Annotated in this window: 14 protein-coding genes and 1 pseudogene; 11 read left to right on the top strand and 4 right to left on the bottom strand. The window is 43.1% G+C overall.

Annotated features, from left to right (window positions below):
- Window positions 1-50: 50 nt before the first annotated feature.
- Window positions 51-1,228, bottom strand: a protein-coding gene (locus EPB59_RS13825) for an IS3-like element ISVch4 family transposase (protein WP_154172801.1) whose coding sequence is annotated in 2 segments (ribosomal slippage) — window positions 51-970 and window positions 970-1,228 — 1,179 coding nt in all. Because the reading frame shifts where the segments join, the coding sequence is not laid out codon by codon here.
- Window positions 1,229-1,475: 247 nt separating this feature from the next.
- On the opposite strand from EPB59_RS13825, the gene EPB59_RS13830 reads away from it, so the two are divergent.
- The 5 genes from EPB59_RS13830 to EPB59_RS13860 all read left to right on the top strand — a co-directional run bounded on the left by EPB59_RS13830 (window position 1,476) and on the right by EPB59_RS13860 (window position 4,331).
- Window positions 1,476-1,901, top strand: coding sequence for a GNAT family N-acetyltransferase (locus EPB59_RS13830; protein ID WP_022578789.1), 426 nt, complete (start codon window positions 1,476-1,478; stop codon window positions 1,899-1,901).
- A gap of 152 nt (window positions 1,902-2,053) precedes the next feature.
- Window positions 2,054-2,521 carry an OsmC family protein gene (locus tag EPB59_RS13835; RefSeq protein ID WP_001289286.1) on the top strand — a complete coding sequence of 156 codons (468 nt, stop codon included), beginning with the start codon at window positions 2,054-2,056 and terminating at the stop codon, window positions 2,519-2,521.
- Window positions 2,522-3,111: 590 nt separating this feature from the next.
- Window positions 3,112-3,354: a hypothetical protein gene (locus tag EPB59_RS13845; RefSeq protein WP_154173321.1), complete on the top strand. Its 243-nt coding sequence runs from the start codon at window positions 3,112-3,114 to the stop codon at window positions 3,352-3,354.
- A gap of 328 nt (window positions 3,355-3,682) precedes the next feature.
- A complete protein-coding gene (locus EPB59_RS13850) occupies window positions 3,683-3,853 on the top strand; it encodes a DUF645 family protein (RefSeq protein WP_407029447.1) in 171 nt (56 codons plus the stop codon).
- A gap of 235 nt (window positions 3,854-4,088) precedes the next feature.
- Window positions 4,089-4,331 (top strand): hypothetical protein, encoded by a 243-nt coding sequence (locus EPB59_RS13860; protein ID WP_154173323.1) that lies wholly within the window; start codon window positions 4,089-4,091, stop codon window positions 4,329-4,331.
- Between the two features lie 457 nt (window positions 4,332-4,788).
- On the opposite strand, the gene EPB59_RS13865 is transcribed toward EPB59_RS13860, so the two are convergent.
- A complete protein-coding gene (locus EPB59_RS13865) occupies window positions 4,789-5,748 on the bottom strand; it encodes an IS30 family transposase (RefSeq protein ID WP_154173286.1) in 960 nt (319 codons plus the stop codon).
- Between the two features lie 354 nt (window positions 5,749-6,102).
- On the opposite strand from EPB59_RS13865, the gene EPB59_RS13870 reads away from it, so the two are divergent.
- From EPB59_RS13870 to EPB59_RS13880, 3 genes are all read left to right on the top strand, one after another.
- On the top strand, window positions 6,103-6,528 hold the full coding sequence (locus EPB59_RS13870; protein ID WP_071178894.1) for a hypothetical protein: 426 nt from the start codon (window positions 6,103-6,105) through the stop codon (window positions 6,526-6,528).
- A 196-nt stretch (window positions 6,529-6,724) separates the two neighbouring features.
- Window positions 6,725-7,054: a hypothetical protein gene (locus EPB59_RS13875; protein WP_154173325.1), complete on the top strand. Its 330-nt coding sequence runs from the start codon at window positions 6,725-6,727 to the stop codon at window positions 7,052-7,054.
- 203 nt (window positions 7,055-7,257) lie between these two features.
- Window positions 7,258-8,154: a helix-turn-helix domain-containing protein gene (locus tag EPB59_RS13880; protein WP_097353652.1), complete on the top strand. Its 897-nt coding sequence runs from the start codon at window positions 7,258-7,260 to the stop codon at window positions 8,152-8,154.
- Window positions 8,155-8,181: 27 nt separating this feature from the next.
- Here EPB59_RS13880 and EPB59_RS13885 read toward each other — a convergent pair.
- A pseudogene (locus EPB59_RS13885) lies at window positions 8,182-8,457 on the bottom strand (IS30 family transposase); the annotation flags it as partial.
- Window positions 8,458-8,592: 135 nt separating this feature from the next.
- Here EPB59_RS13885 and EPB59_RS13890 point away from each other — a divergent pair.
- Complete coding sequence (locus EPB59_RS13890; RefSeq protein WP_055049815.1) at window positions 8,593-9,132, top strand: isochorismatase family protein; 540 nt, start codon at window positions 8,593-8,595, stop codon at window positions 9,130-9,132.
- Between the two features lie 59 nt (window positions 9,133-9,191).
- Here the strand turns inward: EPB59_RS13890 and EPB59_RS13895 are convergent, their stop codons facing one another.
- Window positions 9,192-9,371 carry a hypothetical protein gene (locus EPB59_RS13895; protein WP_055030486.1) on the bottom strand — a complete coding sequence of 60 codons (180 nt, stop codon included), beginning with the start codon at window positions 9,369-9,371 and terminating at the stop codon, window positions 9,192-9,194.
- Between the two features lie 468 nt (window positions 9,372-9,839).
- On the opposite strand from EPB59_RS13895, the gene EPB59_RS13900 reads away from it, so the two are divergent.
- On the top strand, window positions 9,840-12,617 hold the full coding sequence (locus EPB59_RS13900; RefSeq protein ID WP_195707180.1) for an alkaline phosphatase family protein: 2,778 nt from the start codon (window positions 9,840-9,842) through the stop codon (window positions 12,615-12,617).
- A gap of 645 nt (window positions 12,618-13,262) precedes the next feature.
- Window positions 13,263-15,383, top strand: coding sequence for an anaerobic ribonucleoside-triphosphate reductase (gene nrdD / locus EPB59_RS13905; RefSeq protein ID WP_154173329.1), 2,121 nt, complete (start codon window positions 13,263-13,265; stop codon window positions 15,381-15,383).
- The last annotated feature ends 1 nt before the right edge of the window (window position 15,384 follow it).

Consider the following 15,384-nt stretch of genomic DNA (forward strand, 5'->3'; position numbering starts at 1 on the left):
ATTCTCCCTACTTACATCTACATGTTTTCAGTTGAGTGGCCCTGTAGTGGTCAACTAAAATTGGCCATGGTTTTAGAGTTTTCCCAATATAATCGTTCTGATTCATTGGGAGTTAGACCACCGTTATACTGATGTGGCCTGAGTTGGCAGTAATATCCGATAATGTAGCGGGTGATCTCTTGTTGAGCCTCAGCGAAGCTACGATAACCCACAGTTGGCACCCATTCCGTCTTCAGACTTCTAAAGAAGCGCTCTATCGGCGCATTATCCCAACAGTTTCCTCGGCGAGATAAACTCTGTTTTATTTGAAAGCGCCACAGTAATTGACGGTATTTACGGCTAGTATAATGACTGCCTTGATCGCTATGGAACATGACACCTTTTGGCTTTCCGCGAGATTCATAGGCCATAGACAGCGCTTTACCTGTCAACCGACTATCAGGCGACAAAGACATTGACCAACCGATCACTTTGCGGGCAAAAAGATCGATAACGACCGCTAAATACATCCACCGATTACCAGTCCAAATATACGTAACATCGCCAGCCCAGACTTCATTTGGAGCCGTAACAGCAAATTGACGACTTAAGTGATTTGGAACGTCAATATGTTCTTGTGAAGCCTTTCTGTAACGATGCTTTGGTTCTTGGCAGCTTACTAAACCAAGAGTTCTCATTAGCTTTGTTGCTCGGTATCGGCTCAGCTTTACACCCTGATTTGTGACTATATCTGCAATGGTTCTCGCTCCCGCAGAGCCATTGCTTGCGGCGTGAGCCTCGCTAATCAAGCTGCGCAGTTTTATTGTTTCCGCATTAATTAACGCTGGGCGTTTAAGCCAGTAGTGATAACTACTTCGATGAACATTGAAGACTTCGCATAATATTTTTACGCTGTGGCTCTGCTTGAGTTTCTTGATTATCAAGAATTGTTCAGTGAGTCCGACATCAAGAGAGCCGTGGCTTTTTTTAGTATTTCATTATGCTCTTCAAGGCGAGCCAGCTTCTTTTTCAATTCCCGAATTTCTATTTGCTCAGGGGTCATAGGTGAAGCTTTAGGTGTTTTCCCTTGGCGTTCTTCTCTAAGCTGGCGAACCCATTTATCCATCGTGGACTTGCCCACATTCATGGCTTGGGCTGCTTCCGTCACTGAGTAATTTTGGTCTAAGACTAGCTGCGCTGCTTCTAACTTAAACTCTGCGCTAAATAGCCGTCTTGTACGTTTTGTCATAATGTCACCTGTTAACTTATGAGGTGATGATATCACCTCTAACTAAGTGACCAAATTCACTATGCCACTACACCCCATGTGTCGGGAGTGGGAAGTCAATGGGATAGCTTAGGCTATACGTTCACAGGGGATGAGAGCTGGCTGAACTACTGAAACCTAACAAGGCCATCAAACATCGCCCCCTTCGGGGGCTGGACTCGCAAAACACGCTCGCCGTTTATGGCAAGCGTTAGGTTTAAGGTTGTTCATGGAAATCAAAGAGTTTAGTGCCTGTAATCTCGAATCGTTGAGAAAGCTCTATTTGGACTCTAGACGAGATAGTTTCCCATGGCTCAAGTCGGATAGTTTTCGGCTAGAAGACTTCGATCGCGATAGCCAAGGTGAACGAATTTGGTTGTCTGAGGTTTTAGGTAATATTGCCGGCTTCATTTCCATTTGGGAACCTGACAATTTTATCCATCGTCTCTACATTGCAACCGAATATCAGGGTCAAGGTATTGGAAGTACGCTACTTAACGGCGCAAAAACGCAATATGGCAACTTAAGCCTTAAGTGCATGGTTCAAAACCAGAAAGCACTCAGCTTTTATATGTCACAAGGTTTTGAAATTGTGTCGCAGGTGGATGATGAATTGGGTAGTTACTACTACATGAGCTTCGGCGCACAAACCTAACAAACGCTTCAAGAGGGACTGTCAACGCATGGCGTTTCTAGTCCCACTGCGCCGCGGTGGTTATGGCTGTCGTGTTTGAGTTTAGTGGTAGTGCGTTGCCAGCCCCTTAAGCGGGCGTTAGGCAATATTTCGTGAGCTTCAGAAGGAAATCAATGTCAGAACATTCAGCAATCGTGACTTGGAAACGTAAAGATTCCGAAGCTTTCACTGATAATCAGTACAGTCGTGCTCATATTTGGGAGTTCGATGGTGGTTCAAAGATATTAGCTTCAGCATCGCCTCATGTTGTACCACTTCCCTTGTCTGTTGAAGCTCATGTAGATCCGGAAGAGGCATTTGTTGCGGCATTATCAAGCTGTCATATGTTGGTCTTCCTATCTATTGCAGCAAAGCAAAGATATCTTGTTGAAAGTTATACAGACAATGCCATTGGTATTTTAGGGAAGAATAGCAAAGGTAAAACCTCAGTAACTAAGGTTGTACTGCGACCTCAAGTTATCTTTTCTGGCGCTCCCAAGCCCACGTTACAGCAACTTGAGAAGATGCATCATTTGGCGCATGAAAATTGTTTCATTGCTAATTCGGTGGAAACGGAAGTCGTAACGGAAATTATTGCCTAACAAACGCCTCAAGAGGGACTGTCAACGCGTGGCGTTTCCAGTCCCATTGAGCCGCGGTGGTTTCGGTTGTTGTGTTTGAGTTTGGTTGTTATGCGTTGTCAGCCCCTTAGGCGGGCATTAACTGGCAAAATGGAAATGCCAAAAGCATCTGAGCAAAAGGAGTTTGCAAATGTTTCGTTGTGGGCAATGCCGTCATTTCGAAAGAGCTAAAAATAATCTCAAGGATCTTTGTGGTGCTTGGGAACAACCTACGACTGCAACGCGTGAAGCTTGTGGATTTTTCATGCTCAGAAAACCAGCCCGAGATGTGAAAACACCAAACGAAGAGTAGAGTAATCTTCTTTGTTTTGGTTAAAAGTGCAGTGAAAATCATAAGCACTGGCCAGTTAACAAACGCCTCAAGCGGGACTGTCAACGCGCGGCGTTTCCAGTCCCATTGAGCCGCGGTGGTTTCGGTTGTTGTGTTTGAGTTTAGTGGTAATGCGTTGCCAGCCCCTTAGGCGGGCGTTAGCTCTCTTTCAAAGTTCATCGTGGAGTCCAAAAAACTAAGCTGGATTTGAAATTTTTTTAGCGATATTTCAGGAGATAGTATGAGCACAAGGTTTTGTGAAAAGTGTGGGAAGAACACTGAACATAAAGAAGTGATGAAGCAAAAGCCATCAAAGTACGGTAAGTCCAAAAGAGAGCAGTTCAAAGCATTTCTAGATGGATTTTTTAGTAGTTCGGCAGCCTCTTTACCTGGTGGCATTTCGTTAGAATTAACAGATAGATATGTTGTTTGTGCTATTTGTGGCAGCGCAACTTTAGAAAATCATGGTGAACAATTTCAGTAACTTATTCGCTAAGCAGAGAGCTAACAAACGCCTCAAGAGGGACTGTCAACGCGCGGCGTTTCCAGTCCCAATAGGCTGCGGTGGTTACGGCTGTTGTGTTTGAGTTTAGTGTTATGCGTTGCCAGCCCCTTAGGCGGGCGTTAGTTTCTATCTAGAAAAAATCATCAGAAGCTCAAGCTCAATGGTCTGAAAAATCAGCCTTTAGTGTTCAAGTTGCATAATTAGGCTTTTGAGTTTTTCTTGATGCTGCTTTGGTAGAACGCGTTAAAAGTTCAGCAATTTCAAGGTCGCTGAAAACCAATAAGCCTCGATGCTTCAACGTTGTTGGATGCCCAACACTGGAAGTTTGGTTTTACAAAAGCGGTATCATCGCTGTACCTGCGTTTTCTTTTTCGTGGATTTTTATCGCGACCAACTTAACCTTGATCGCTTTGAGTTTTGGCAGCTCACTTCACAGCTTTTGGCGTTGGACGTGTGTTTGCTCGATGCATTTGCATAAAATAACTTTCAAGAACATGTGTTTAAAAAATTATTGCTAAACAATAGGCTACGAAACTAACAAACGCCTCAAGAGGGACTGTCAACGCGTGGCGTTTCCAGTCCCATTGAGCCGCGGTGGTTACGGTTGTTGTGATTGAGTTTAGTGGTAATGCGTTGCCAGCCCCTTAGGCGGGCGTTAGGTTTTTAATTCAATTTCGCTGTATTATATTCTATAAATCGATTCGGAGGTTTATATGAAATTTATCGCTATATTGTTCACTATATTATCATTGGTGGGTTGTAACAGTTGCTATAAAACAAGAGAAGCAGCGTGGGCTGCTTGTAACTCTAAATACAATGATAAATGCTATTTTTTGGGTAAAGACTACCAAGTTTGTAGTGATGGCAGCGAGCAGCACTATGATAGCGACAGAAGACGCTCTTTGAACGATACCTATTGCGAATCGGGTGAATGCGATCCAGACTATGATATTTAAGGCTTATTAATGAGAGTTATTTACAAATTTATATCCACGCTCTAATTTATAATATTTATAAATCAAGTGGTTATTGGGTATGTTTTAATGGTTATTACTAATAGGCTACATTTCCCAAAGTGCTAATTTATCGATTGCAATGTTTTTATTGTGCTTTTAATAATTCTTCGTCTGCTAAAGCTAAACGAGCTGACGAATTTATGAATTAAAAATATAAAGGCAAGTTTACTATACATAGAAATAAATATTGCTTATTAACGACATACAAAAAACATTAAAACGCGTATAAAAAGTGGACGTATTAAGAAGAACAGGTATTAATATGAAACATATAAGCAAGATCTGAGTATTCAGGACCTGAGTTCAATGTTTGGACGTCAAACTGGTGGAATAGGGGCACGTCTGCGGAAATTAGGTCTAATGGCATAAACTTAGTATCAAGTTTGAAGTGCAACGATCAGCGATAATATCCAACAAAACATTCCTCCGGAGTTTGAAAGCCAAGACGAGCTCTGGGTCTGTTGTTAAGTTTGTGGGCAATCGCGTTGCACTTTGCTTGAGTAAGTGTCGCCATCGAGGTGCCTTTGTGGAGATATTGTCGGATAAGGCCGTTGGTATTTTCATTGGTTCCTCGTTCCCAAGAGTGGTGTGGGTTAGCAAAATAAAATCGAGTATCGGTGGCGGCTTCAATAAGCTCATATTGGTTAAACTCAGTGCCATTATCGGCGGTAATGGTGGTAAACAGGCCATCAAATCGACTCATAAGCTGAATGGTTCGCTGGTTAAGTGATGCGGTTATTCGGTCGTCCATTTGCCCAATCAGGGTGTAGCCGGTCATGCGCTCAACGAGTGTCACGATGCAGTGTTTAGAGCCTTTCCCCATAACCGTATCAATTTCCCAGTGTCCACGCGTTTTACGTGTTTCGACACTTTTGGGTCGTTCTGAGATATGTCGTTTATTGGCGAGCCTTCCGCGACTATCGTAGGCAGCGTAACGCTTGCGCCGCTGTTTGGTTGATTGTCGGAGGTGCTTCCAAAGCGTGCCTCCATTGGCTTTATCTCGCCAGATGTACTGGTAAATGGACTCATGGCTAATGGTCGGCTGTTTATATCGTTTCATTCTTCCGACCACTTGAGCAGGACTCCAGTCTTTTTTAATAAAGTGCACGACTTGGTTATATTGCTGCTGAGTAATACGCTGATTGCGCCTAGATTTACTGCGCCTTGTCCGAGTGCGTTGGTCGGCTTTGAAAGCGCGGTATGCTCCATCGTAAGCACAACGGTTGCGAGCAATTTCGCGAGAAATCGTACTCTTATGTCGCCCAGTGAGTTTGGCGATATGGGTATAGCTTAGACCTTGCTTTTTATAAGCAGCGATTGTATATCTCTCACCCTCGGTGAGCTGTTTATAAGTCATTCTTTTTCACTTCTTGGCGGGAGGAAAAATAGGGATTATGACGGCTCACCGTTTTATTTTTTAGTGTTGCACTTAGTATATGAATCCAAGACACCTAACAAACGCCTCAAGAGGGACTGCCAACGCGCGGCGTTTCCAGTCCCAATGAGCCGAAGTGGTTACGGTTGTTGTGTTTAAGTTTTGTGGTAATGCGTTGCCAGCCCCTTAGGCGGGCGTTAGGTGTGTAGTATTCACAGTTTTGCTTTATTTTTGTTGATGCATTTCCCTTGATTATGTATAAGTCGTTTTGAAAATAACCTTTAACACCATGATTACATTAGTTTTTGCCAACCTTTAATAACATGGAGAATAAAGGTGGAAAAAAGTAACGAGAAAGTACAGTTGCTAGTAAATGCTATTCGGTTTCGTAAACCCTACACGGCTAATGATTTTCAAGTAACAGCATCTGAGCTGAAAGTGAAAAAAGAGAGTTATCACTTAAGTAAAATCAAGAGTATTGAACTGAAGCGTCTTGGCTTCAAAGATAACGTGGTTAAAGTGACAACATACGCCATTTTACTGTCAGCAGCGACTTGGGCTTTTGTACCTGAGTTTGGTTTTTTTGCGCTCATAATTGCTCTGATTTTGGCTTTGGTTTCGATGAGAAAGTATGAGTTGAAAGTAGAGTTTAAAGGTACAGATGAAACGGGTGATTACTGGGTATCAATAGCTCGTTGTTGGACGGAAGATGAATTTCATATTCTAGAGAATATTTATACTGAACTGAAAAGCAGAATCTAGCACAGAGGCTCGTCAATTTTGGCGAGCTTTTGAGTTTATGGTCCCGCACCTAACAAACGCCTCAAGAGGGACTGTCAACGCGTGGCGTTTCCAGTCCCATTGAGTCGCGGTGGTTACGGTTGCTGTGTTTGAGTTTGGTTGTTATGCGTTGTCAGCCCCTTAGGCGGGCGTTATGTTCACAAGATGGATAGTAAAAATGGATGAGAAAGTACTAATAGCTTTTGGTGTTTTGGGCGGTGTTTCACTCCTCAGTTTTGTGTTGTTCTATATAAATAAAAACGCACAGTTTAAGAGGAAATACTATCCATTATTCTCTGTCGTAACGGGTGCTTTATTTTTGTTCATTGTATATTTGCAGGGCTTTGTTAATCATCAATTCTGGATGGTAATTGTTCCCATTGTTTCTCTAATAACTTTTATGAACATACGTGGTGCTAAGTTTTGCGATAACTGTGGGAAATCAAACTTTGGGCAATCATTAAAAGATAGAAAAATCGAATGCCCCAGATGTGGGCATACTATTTGAGTAATGTGAACATAACAAGGCGTTTAAGGCGGATTCACAACGCTTGGCGATTTCAGTTCCAGTCAGGTTAAGTGTTGGTTTAAGTTTGATGGTTAGCGTTGTTCACCACTTAACGCGGCGTTAACTTACCAGAACGCCATTTTCTTTACTAAATCAATGGTATATGTATTATTGGTGTCGAACAGATATCGTAGGAAACGCTAATGATTGAAATGTTGATTGAAAATAAAGAATGGCTTTTCTCGGGAGCAGGAATGGCATTGATTGCAGCTATAGGTTCAAGGGTATTTAAGTCACACCCTGCACCTACCGAAACCAAGATTATAGTTGCGACTCAAGCAAATCAAGATGCGAAGAGCGATACTGAAATTGATTCAGAAGTAAGTCGAATTGCTATGCGTTTTGTAAAAACGTTAGACTTAATGAATGAAGGCAGGGAGTATTCAAAATACACAATTGCTCAGTTAGCTCAAGTAATGAAACTACATAAGGTTAGTGAGTTAGAAGGCGTCTTTCGAGGAAAAGAAGAACCAACATTTGAGTTTGTAGATCATTTTGCGAATACATTCGGAGTAAATAGAGATTGGCTTTTAGAGGGTAAAAATAGCCCATTTAGCAACAATGACCAGACTATGAGTGAGCCTCATTGGTATTTAGATGAAATTAAACAAACCAAACCTCTGCGTGTATTCTTTGTCCGAGAAGATAGCAGTAAAGCTCGTGCGTTTTTACTACTCAAAATTGATGATTTTAAATACAAAATATTACATCGGACCTGGCATATAAGTGATGAAGTAGGGGCTGGTGGCAGACGCCAACTTGTTAGCTTTTATGAATTGATAAAATCATTGCGTGATAAGCAACGTTATAGCTCTAGATGCGGAGGTTTAACGTTAAGCTGTGATGACTTTAGCTGCTTACTATCCGGTGAAAAATATCCAGGTACTTTTGTAGGCATTGGCTACAGAGAAGATCCTTGGTGGGATGATTTTACCGACATTCATCACCGATACCCGATTGCGGAAAACTATGAGTCATGGCATGGGCGAAGCTTTATCAAAGCACAAAATATTGTTCGTGAAAAACTCGCTGAAGAGTAACTTAGTATCAAGTTTGAAGTGCAACGATCAGCGATAATATCCAACAAAACATTCCTCCGGAGTTTGAAAGCCCAGACGAGCTCTGGGTCTGTTGTTAAGTTTGTGCGCAATCGCATTGCACTTTGCTTGAGTAAGTGTCGCCATCGAGGTGCCTTTGGGCAGATATTGTCGGATAAGTCCGTTGGTATTTTCATTGGTTCCTCGCTCCCAAGAGTGGTGTGGGTTAGCAAAATAAAATCGAGTATCGGTGGCGGCTTCAATAAGCTCATATTGGTTAAACTCAGTGCGATTATCGGCGGTTATGCCGTGATTGTACGTCTCTCACTGTTTTATTTTTAATATTGCACTTAGTATATGAATCTAAGCGTTCTTGCTGACCACTATTTACCCAAATCGTTATGGTAGATGTCTGCCAATTTATCGCTATCTGGAGTCTGTATGCTGAGTAAAGAGAAGACAGGACTTATTCTGGTTGATATTCAAGGCAAGCTTGCTCGCACTGTAGTTGAGAGTAATGAACTGATCGAGCAGTGTCAGAAGCTAATTCAAGGTGTACAAGCGTTGGGGATGCCAATCCTCTGGTTAGAACAGAATCCGGATAAATTAGGGGATACGGTGGAGGAAATACGCAAACATCTTCCTAATCTCAACCGTATTATCAAATACACGTTTGATGCTAGCCAAGAACCCCAGTTTATTCATGCAATTCAGGCTACTGGGCGCACTTCTTGGCTGGTAGCGGGAATTGAAGCCCATATCTGTGTTTATCAAACCATTAGCCATTTGAAGCGGCTAGGCTACGACATGCATTTAGTGATTGACTGCATTTCATCTCGACTCAAAGCGAATAAATCGTTAGCGATAGATAAACTGGCGAAGCAAGGCGTGCCGATGACAGGGGTTGAGATGTGTCTTTATGAACTGGTGCAAGATTGTCGAGCTCCCGAATTCAAAACGATCTTGAACCTCATCAAATAATCAGCACCCCCTCCCCAAATTATAATCCTGCTAGGCAAGCAACGTTCTAGTGGAATATGTTAACTGATGACAAGCTCGCCATTTTCATCGATGTATAGATGAGCTTGGCTGTTTTCAATGAGCTCGACTGCGCTGATTGGGGTGACAGGAAACAGCTCTCCTTTAGCATGAAACACAGGCTCGTCCCAAAAACTGTCCTTATAGCTACCAGCTTGATCAAATTGAATGAGAACTTTCATGGCATCTTCCTAAATAAGACAAGGTGAGTACACTAACAATAGGAAAGTTTGGCATGTTGCGTAAGTGTTAAAATTAACAAGTTAAGGTTGCTGATTTGCAAGTGACGAATGACTAATGATGGGCTAGTCATTTCAATGTATTGATTTAAAAATTTTTTCATCTCCCATTTGGCGCTGGGCAATACAGTGGTTGCGTCAGTGGTGGTGGGGGCTGAGGGATGTTTTCAGAGCTACGAAGCCGTTTCATCAATAAAGAGATATCGAGTCAAAGTTAAAAAACATCTGTTGATTCATTGTGTTATCAAAGGAAAAATGTGTAGTTTTAAAGATATTGAACTTTGATATCCAGCATTCTCTGACGCAGGAAGAAATATGTCCGCCACACATCAACGCAAACTACTCTCCGTCATCACCGCTCTAGGCTGTTTATCTTTTGCGGTGAATGCCGCCGTTGAATCCCTTCCTGTTGTGGGAAGTGTCTATAACTCTGCCCACGTTTTTAAGCACCAAATTACGAACTCGGTGGGTTATTCGACGATTGTAACGCGTGATACTGCGCTCTTTACTATTGCGGGTGTCACGTTAGATAGCTACATCTTGGCTCTTCCACTAGATGTTAAAACCAAAACTCGGGTGATTGCACAAATCTCTGACCCATCTTATGCAATTCCGCTTGGCTATTTTCTCTATCAGTATTACGACCGTTATAGCGGAATGTCGGCAGAGGATGAATTTAAGCAATATGTATCGAAAGTGTATGACCATCAAACGTTGAAAGGTTTTGAACACAGTCTATTTGCACTTGATAAACCGCTTAGTACACAGCAAAACCAGCATAGTAAAGACCAAGCTCATCAAGAAGGGATTAAAGTGGATAGTCAATTCATTGCGACTATGGTGCGCTTATATGATGCATTGGTGCAGATTGGTGAGTGGCGCGATCTGAAACAACTGCCTGCACAATATCAATACTTATCGGATACACCAGCTGACCAAGCATTAGTTACGAAAATTCAGCCTCAGGTGATGGATATTTTGCGCCAAACGGCCAATGTGATGGACGAGGGTGAAATGAAAAACGCGCTGTTAAGCGTGTTAGAAGACGCTAAACCGGAAAATGCCGAGAAAGTGAATAATAAAGCACAGGCGATCACCGTTAGCTTGATTGATTTTGTGCGTCTGAACGTTTTAAAGGGTTATCGTCAGTTTCTCTATCAAAAAGAGCGTACAGAGCGTTTACAAGAGTGGCTTACCAAACAGTTGAGTGATGACCCTCAACAAGTGATCGCATTCTTGCAATCGCAACAGCAACGTCGTTTGGCTGTTCAAATTACGGTGGATGGCTTGCAACAGGGACTATTAGAAGGCTTGGTGGATCCGAAAAAGCCATTCATTCAAGTCGCTTACCAACAACATCTTGATGCGGTTAAACGTAATCATTCATCGCATTTTGCAAAACCAGAGCATGAACAGCAGGTCAGATTCATGCATTTACTCTCTGAGCAGCCTTACCATGATCCTCACTACTTGCCATTTTTCAAACAGCTCTATCAGAACTATCGATCGAGTATTGTGCAGGTTGGCATTTCTTCAACACCAACGATCAGTGTAAGGAATCTTCCGATTATAAAAACCGGTGCGAAAGTCTCTGGGTTGGGGGGAACTGGTATCCCCAATTTTCATTTTGTGGATCGTAAAGAAGATCGCGCTTACTACTTTTTTGGTAACGACGCTTTGCAGTTAGATCGCTTAGTGAATGAACGTGGTGTAAAGACGATGTTTGATCGCCTCGATTATTTAAAAACACTGAACTGTAATGCTCAATATGATTGGAATGCTCATGTTACCTACGATGGATTAGTGAACTTAGGGGCGGGAGAAACATTACGGGATTTTGGAGAAAAACGTTGTTTACGAGAGCTCAACGAACGAGCGGATGTCGAACAACGTTTGACCACATTAAGATTGTATCTCATTGAGCAAATCTCGGCGTACCAAAATACGCCCAAGTGGGCATTGATAACACGTTTCACCTTAAAGCAACGCATTGAACAGCAATTAGAAAAATATGCCAAGCTGGACATTGATGGGATGCCAGATTACACCTTGATTTATAACCCTTGGCCCGATCATTTTGCGCATTTTACGGGGCCATTCAGTGATGAAGTGATCATGCCAACCGGTGAATTAAACCGATTGGACTACTGGCTCAGAGCAACGGAGGACGCGTATCAGAAAGCGGGGGTTTACGATCGCACCTTGTGGGGTATGGCGGGTGATCACGGTTTGTCGCCAGTCTACGGCTCATTAAATCCAGAAAAACAGATTTTTGCGCCATTACAAGAGCAGCTTGGGATTTCGATTGTGGTCGAGAAGATCTCTTCCGATGAAGGCGAAGGCCCTAAGCTGACGAATGCATTAAATGCACCGAGTTATCAAGCCGTGGATGTGGTGGTGGCTTCCACTGCAGGGGGCAATTTCATGTTGGACTTTTTTAATGCTACGGCGGGGTGGGCAACACAACCTGTCTATAAAGAGTTGATTCAATGGCAACCTAAAGGCAGTGATAAAGTCATTGATATCGTCAATGAAAGCCTTATCCGTTTAGGCGAAACGTTGGATTACTTGGTGGTAAGAGAAGGCGCTTGCACCCTCGAAGATTGCACAGTACGCGTGATCGGTATGCGCGAGGGGAAACGCGTGGATGAACTCATCCGCCAATCAGGCAACAAACGTTTCTATTCTGCTGTGCAAGGTAAACCACAATTACTCCAATTGCAGCAACTTAACCCATATTTACCCACTCCGAATGCGATGGAACTGGATGAATTTGCCCGCTTGATGGATAAGTGCTTTTACCGCGCGAAAGAGAGTGATGTCGCTAGCTGGTGTGATGAGTCAGAGTGGCGCATGCTGACGAGTTTTACGCCTCGTCCTGATTCTGTAAATCAATTAGCGGCAATTTATGAAGAAGAACGCGCAGGTACTATTAATCTCTTTCCGCGTGAAGGCTTAGGTTATAACACCAAAGTACCTGGCCGACATGCAGGGGAAAGTTACCTAGAAAAAGATGCCTTTTTAGGTTTCTGGGGAAAACCGGTAGGGCGCAATGCTATCACCCTGCAATCAGAGCAAAACGGATCTTTAGCCCCGACGTTGTATGAATACCTTACCGGGGAGCGTGTTGTTGTGGGCAACAATGGTTGGGGTTATCCCTCGTTACTGAATAAACTCGACATTCAGTAACGTCAATAACTGAGGAAAACACATTATTGAGTCGGTTGATCCTCACGGCTCAATAATTCCTGCTTATTTCGGTGTTGTTGCTGTAACCAACACGTTGGAGTGCAGCCAAACTGACGTTCGAATACACGACACCACCGCTTTAGCCCACTTCTGTTGCCCTGCAAGAAATAATTGCTGTGCTACTAGTAAACGTGATGAAAACCTGCTGCACAGACATTCTCTTTTCCTACATGAGAAATGCTGCCGAGAATATACACAAGGTAGAGCTCTACACTGAAAGCTCGCCATTGAAAAATGAGAGTTTAATCCGTATCTAAGACGTTAAATATCGGTATGTTTGCTCGGTTTAAACCTACATATTTCACAGTAACTCAATAGTAGCAATCCCTCTGATAACGCTTTCCTAAGTTCAGTAACTCAAATCACAAAAATCGCTATTTTCAAGGTTTCTTTCGGGTTTGGGATCTTCACCAATAAGATCGCATTGATCTTGTTCATTGGTCAGTTTTTATTGATCTAAATCAATACTCCGGCTTGATGCATTTCGTTAAATACGCCACAACATATAGTGTCAGTCGCAGAATAATTAGCCCTATATAGTGTATTTGTGGATAACTCTGTGGGTATGCTGGGTAAGGAGAAAAGGTGAAACCTATCGTAATCAAACGTGATGGCTCAAAAGCGCCATTCAACAGGGATCGTATTCAAGCTGCTGTGGAAAGTGCTGCCGAGCACGCAGATCAAGACATCGCCATTTATGCATTGAATGTTGCGTTAGCGGTTGAGTTAAAGTTGCGAGATTACGAAGAGGTACACATTGCCGAAATCCAGACGCTAGTCGAAAACGAGCTCATGCAAGGTCCCTATAAAGCATTGGCCCGCTCATACATCGAATATCGCCATGACCGTGATGTTGCGCGTGAGAAACAGAGCAAACTGACTCGAGAAATTGAAGGTTTGATCCAAGAAAGTAATGCGGATTTGCTCAATGAAAACGCCAACAAAGATGGCAAAGTGATCCCAACTCAGCGTGATTTACTGGCGGGTATTGTGGCTAAGCATTACGCGAAAACCCGTATTCTTCCTCGTGATGTTGTTCAAGCACACGAAGAGGGCGATATACATTACCACGATCTGGATTACGCACCATTTTTCCCAATGTTTAACTGCATGCTGATTGATCTTAAAGGCATGCTGACTCATGGTTTTAAAATGGGTAATGCAGAAATTGACACTCCTAAATCAATTTCGACTGCAACTGCCGTAACCGCACAAATCATTGCACAAGTTGCAAGCCACATTTATGGCGGCACCACGATCAACCGAATTGATGAAGTGTTGGCTCCTTATGTGACGGCAAGCTATGAAAAGCACCTAGAGATTGCTCGCGAATGGGAAATCAGTAACCCAGAAGCATTTGCTAAAGCGCGTACCGAGAAAGAGTGCTATGACGCTTTCCAATCTCTTGAGTATGAAGTCAACACCTTGCATACCGCGAATGGGCAGACGCCGTTCGTCACGTTTGGTTTTGGTTTGGGAACTTGCTGGGAATCTCGTTTGATCCAGCAGTCAATCCTGAAAAATCGGATTGCGGGTCTGGGGAAAAATCGCAAAACGGCCGTATTCCCTAAACTGGTGTTTGCAATTAAGGATGGCCTAAACCATAAAGCCGAAGATCCCAATTACGACATTAAGCAACTGGCATTAGAGTGCGCGTCTAAGCGTATGTACCCTGATATTCTCAACTACGACAAAGTGGTAGAAATTACAGGTTCATTCAAAACCCCAATGGGATGTCGCTCTTTCCTCAATCCTTATGAGGAACACGGTGAGCTGATCCATGAGGGGCGTAATAACCTTGGTGTTGTAAGCCTAAACTTGCCACGCATCGCCCTAAAAGCCAAAGGGGATGTTAAGAAATTCTACGCACTGCTTGATGAAAAATTGAAGCTGGCTCGTCGTGCGCTGGATACTCGTATCAATCGTTTAGAAAACGTGAAAGCTCGCGTTGCACCTATTCTTTACATGGAAGGTGCCTGTGGTGTGCGTTTGAAAGCCAATGATTCAATTGCCGATATTTTCAAGCATGGTCGTGCCTCAATTTCACTGGGTTACATCGGTGTGCATGAAACCATTATTGCGCTGTTTGGCCAGAAAACGCATGTTTATGATGATATTCAGCTGCGTGAAGAAGCGGTTAATATTATTCAACATCTACGCAATACCGTGGAGCAATGGAAGAAAGAAACCGGTTATGCATTCAGCTTGTATGGTACGCCGAGTGAAAACTTGTGTAGCCGCTTCTGCCGTATCGATGCCAAACAATTTGGTGTGGTAGAAGGGGTAACCGATAAAGGTTACTACACCAACAGCTTCCACTTAGATGTTCAGAAAAAGGTCAACCCATACGACAAGATTGATTTCGAGATGCCGTATCCGGAAATTTCGAGTGGGGGTTTCATCTGTTATGGTGAATTCCCGAATATGCAACGTAACGTGGAAGCGCTGGAAAACGTGTGGGATTACAGCTATCACCGCGTGCCATATTACGGAACGAATACTCCAATTGATGAGTGTTATGAGTGTGGCTTTGCGGGCGAGTTTGACTGTACGAGTAAAGGGTTTGTTTGCCCACGTTGTGGTAACCATGAGCCGACTAAAGTTTCTGTAACCCGTCGTGTGTGTGGCTATTTAGGCAGCCCAGATGCGCGCCCGTTTAACGTCGGTAAACAAGAAGAAGTGAAACGTCGGGTAAAACACCTATAAC

Source organism: Vibrio metoecus, from assembly GCF_009665255.1.
GTDB lineage: Bacteria > Pseudomonadota > Gammaproteobacteria > Enterobacterales > Vibrionaceae > Vibrio > Vibrio metoecus_B.

Bases quoted from the DNA above. Each gene is read 5' to 3' on its own strand.
- EPB59_RS13875 (WP_154173325.1), top strand. From the start codon at position 6,725: ATGGATGAGAAAGTACTAATAGCTTTTGGTGTTTTGGGCGGTGTTTCA.
- EPB59_RS13890 (WP_055049815.1), top strand. From the start codon at position 8,593: ATGCTGAGTAAAGAGAAGACAGGACTTATTCTGGTTGATATTCAAGGC.
- EPB59_RS13835 (WP_001289286.1), top strand. From the start codon at position 2,054: ATGTCAGAACATTCAGCAATCGTGACTTGGAAACGTAAAGATTCCGAA.
- EPB59_RS13850 (WP_407029447.1), top strand. From the start codon at position 3,683: ATGCCCAACACTGGAAGTTTGGTTTTACAAAAGCGGTATCATCGCTGT.
- EPB59_RS13895 (WP_055030486.1), bottom strand. From the start codon at position 9,371: ATGAAAGTTCTCATTCAATTTGATCAAGCTGGTAGCTATAAGGACAGT.
- EPB59_RS13845 (WP_154173321.1), top strand. From the start codon at position 3,112: ATGAGCACAAGGTTTTGTGAAAAGTGTGGGAAGAACACTGAACATAAA.
- EPB59_RS13880 (WP_097353652.1), top strand. From the start codon at position 7,258: ATGATTGAAATGTTGATTGAAAATAAAGAATGGCTTTTCTCGGGAGCA.
- EPB59_RS13830 (WP_022578789.1), top strand. From the start codon at position 1,476: ATGGAAATCAAAGAGTTTAGTGCCTGTAATCTCGAATCGTTGAGAAAG.
- EPB59_RS13865 (WP_154173286.1), bottom strand. From the start codon at position 5,748: ATGACTTATAAACAGCTCACCGAGGGTGAGAGATATACAATCGCTGCT.
- EPB59_RS13860 (WP_154173323.1), top strand. From the start codon at position 4,089: ATGAAATTTATCGCTATATTGTTCACTATATTATCATTGGTGGGTTGT.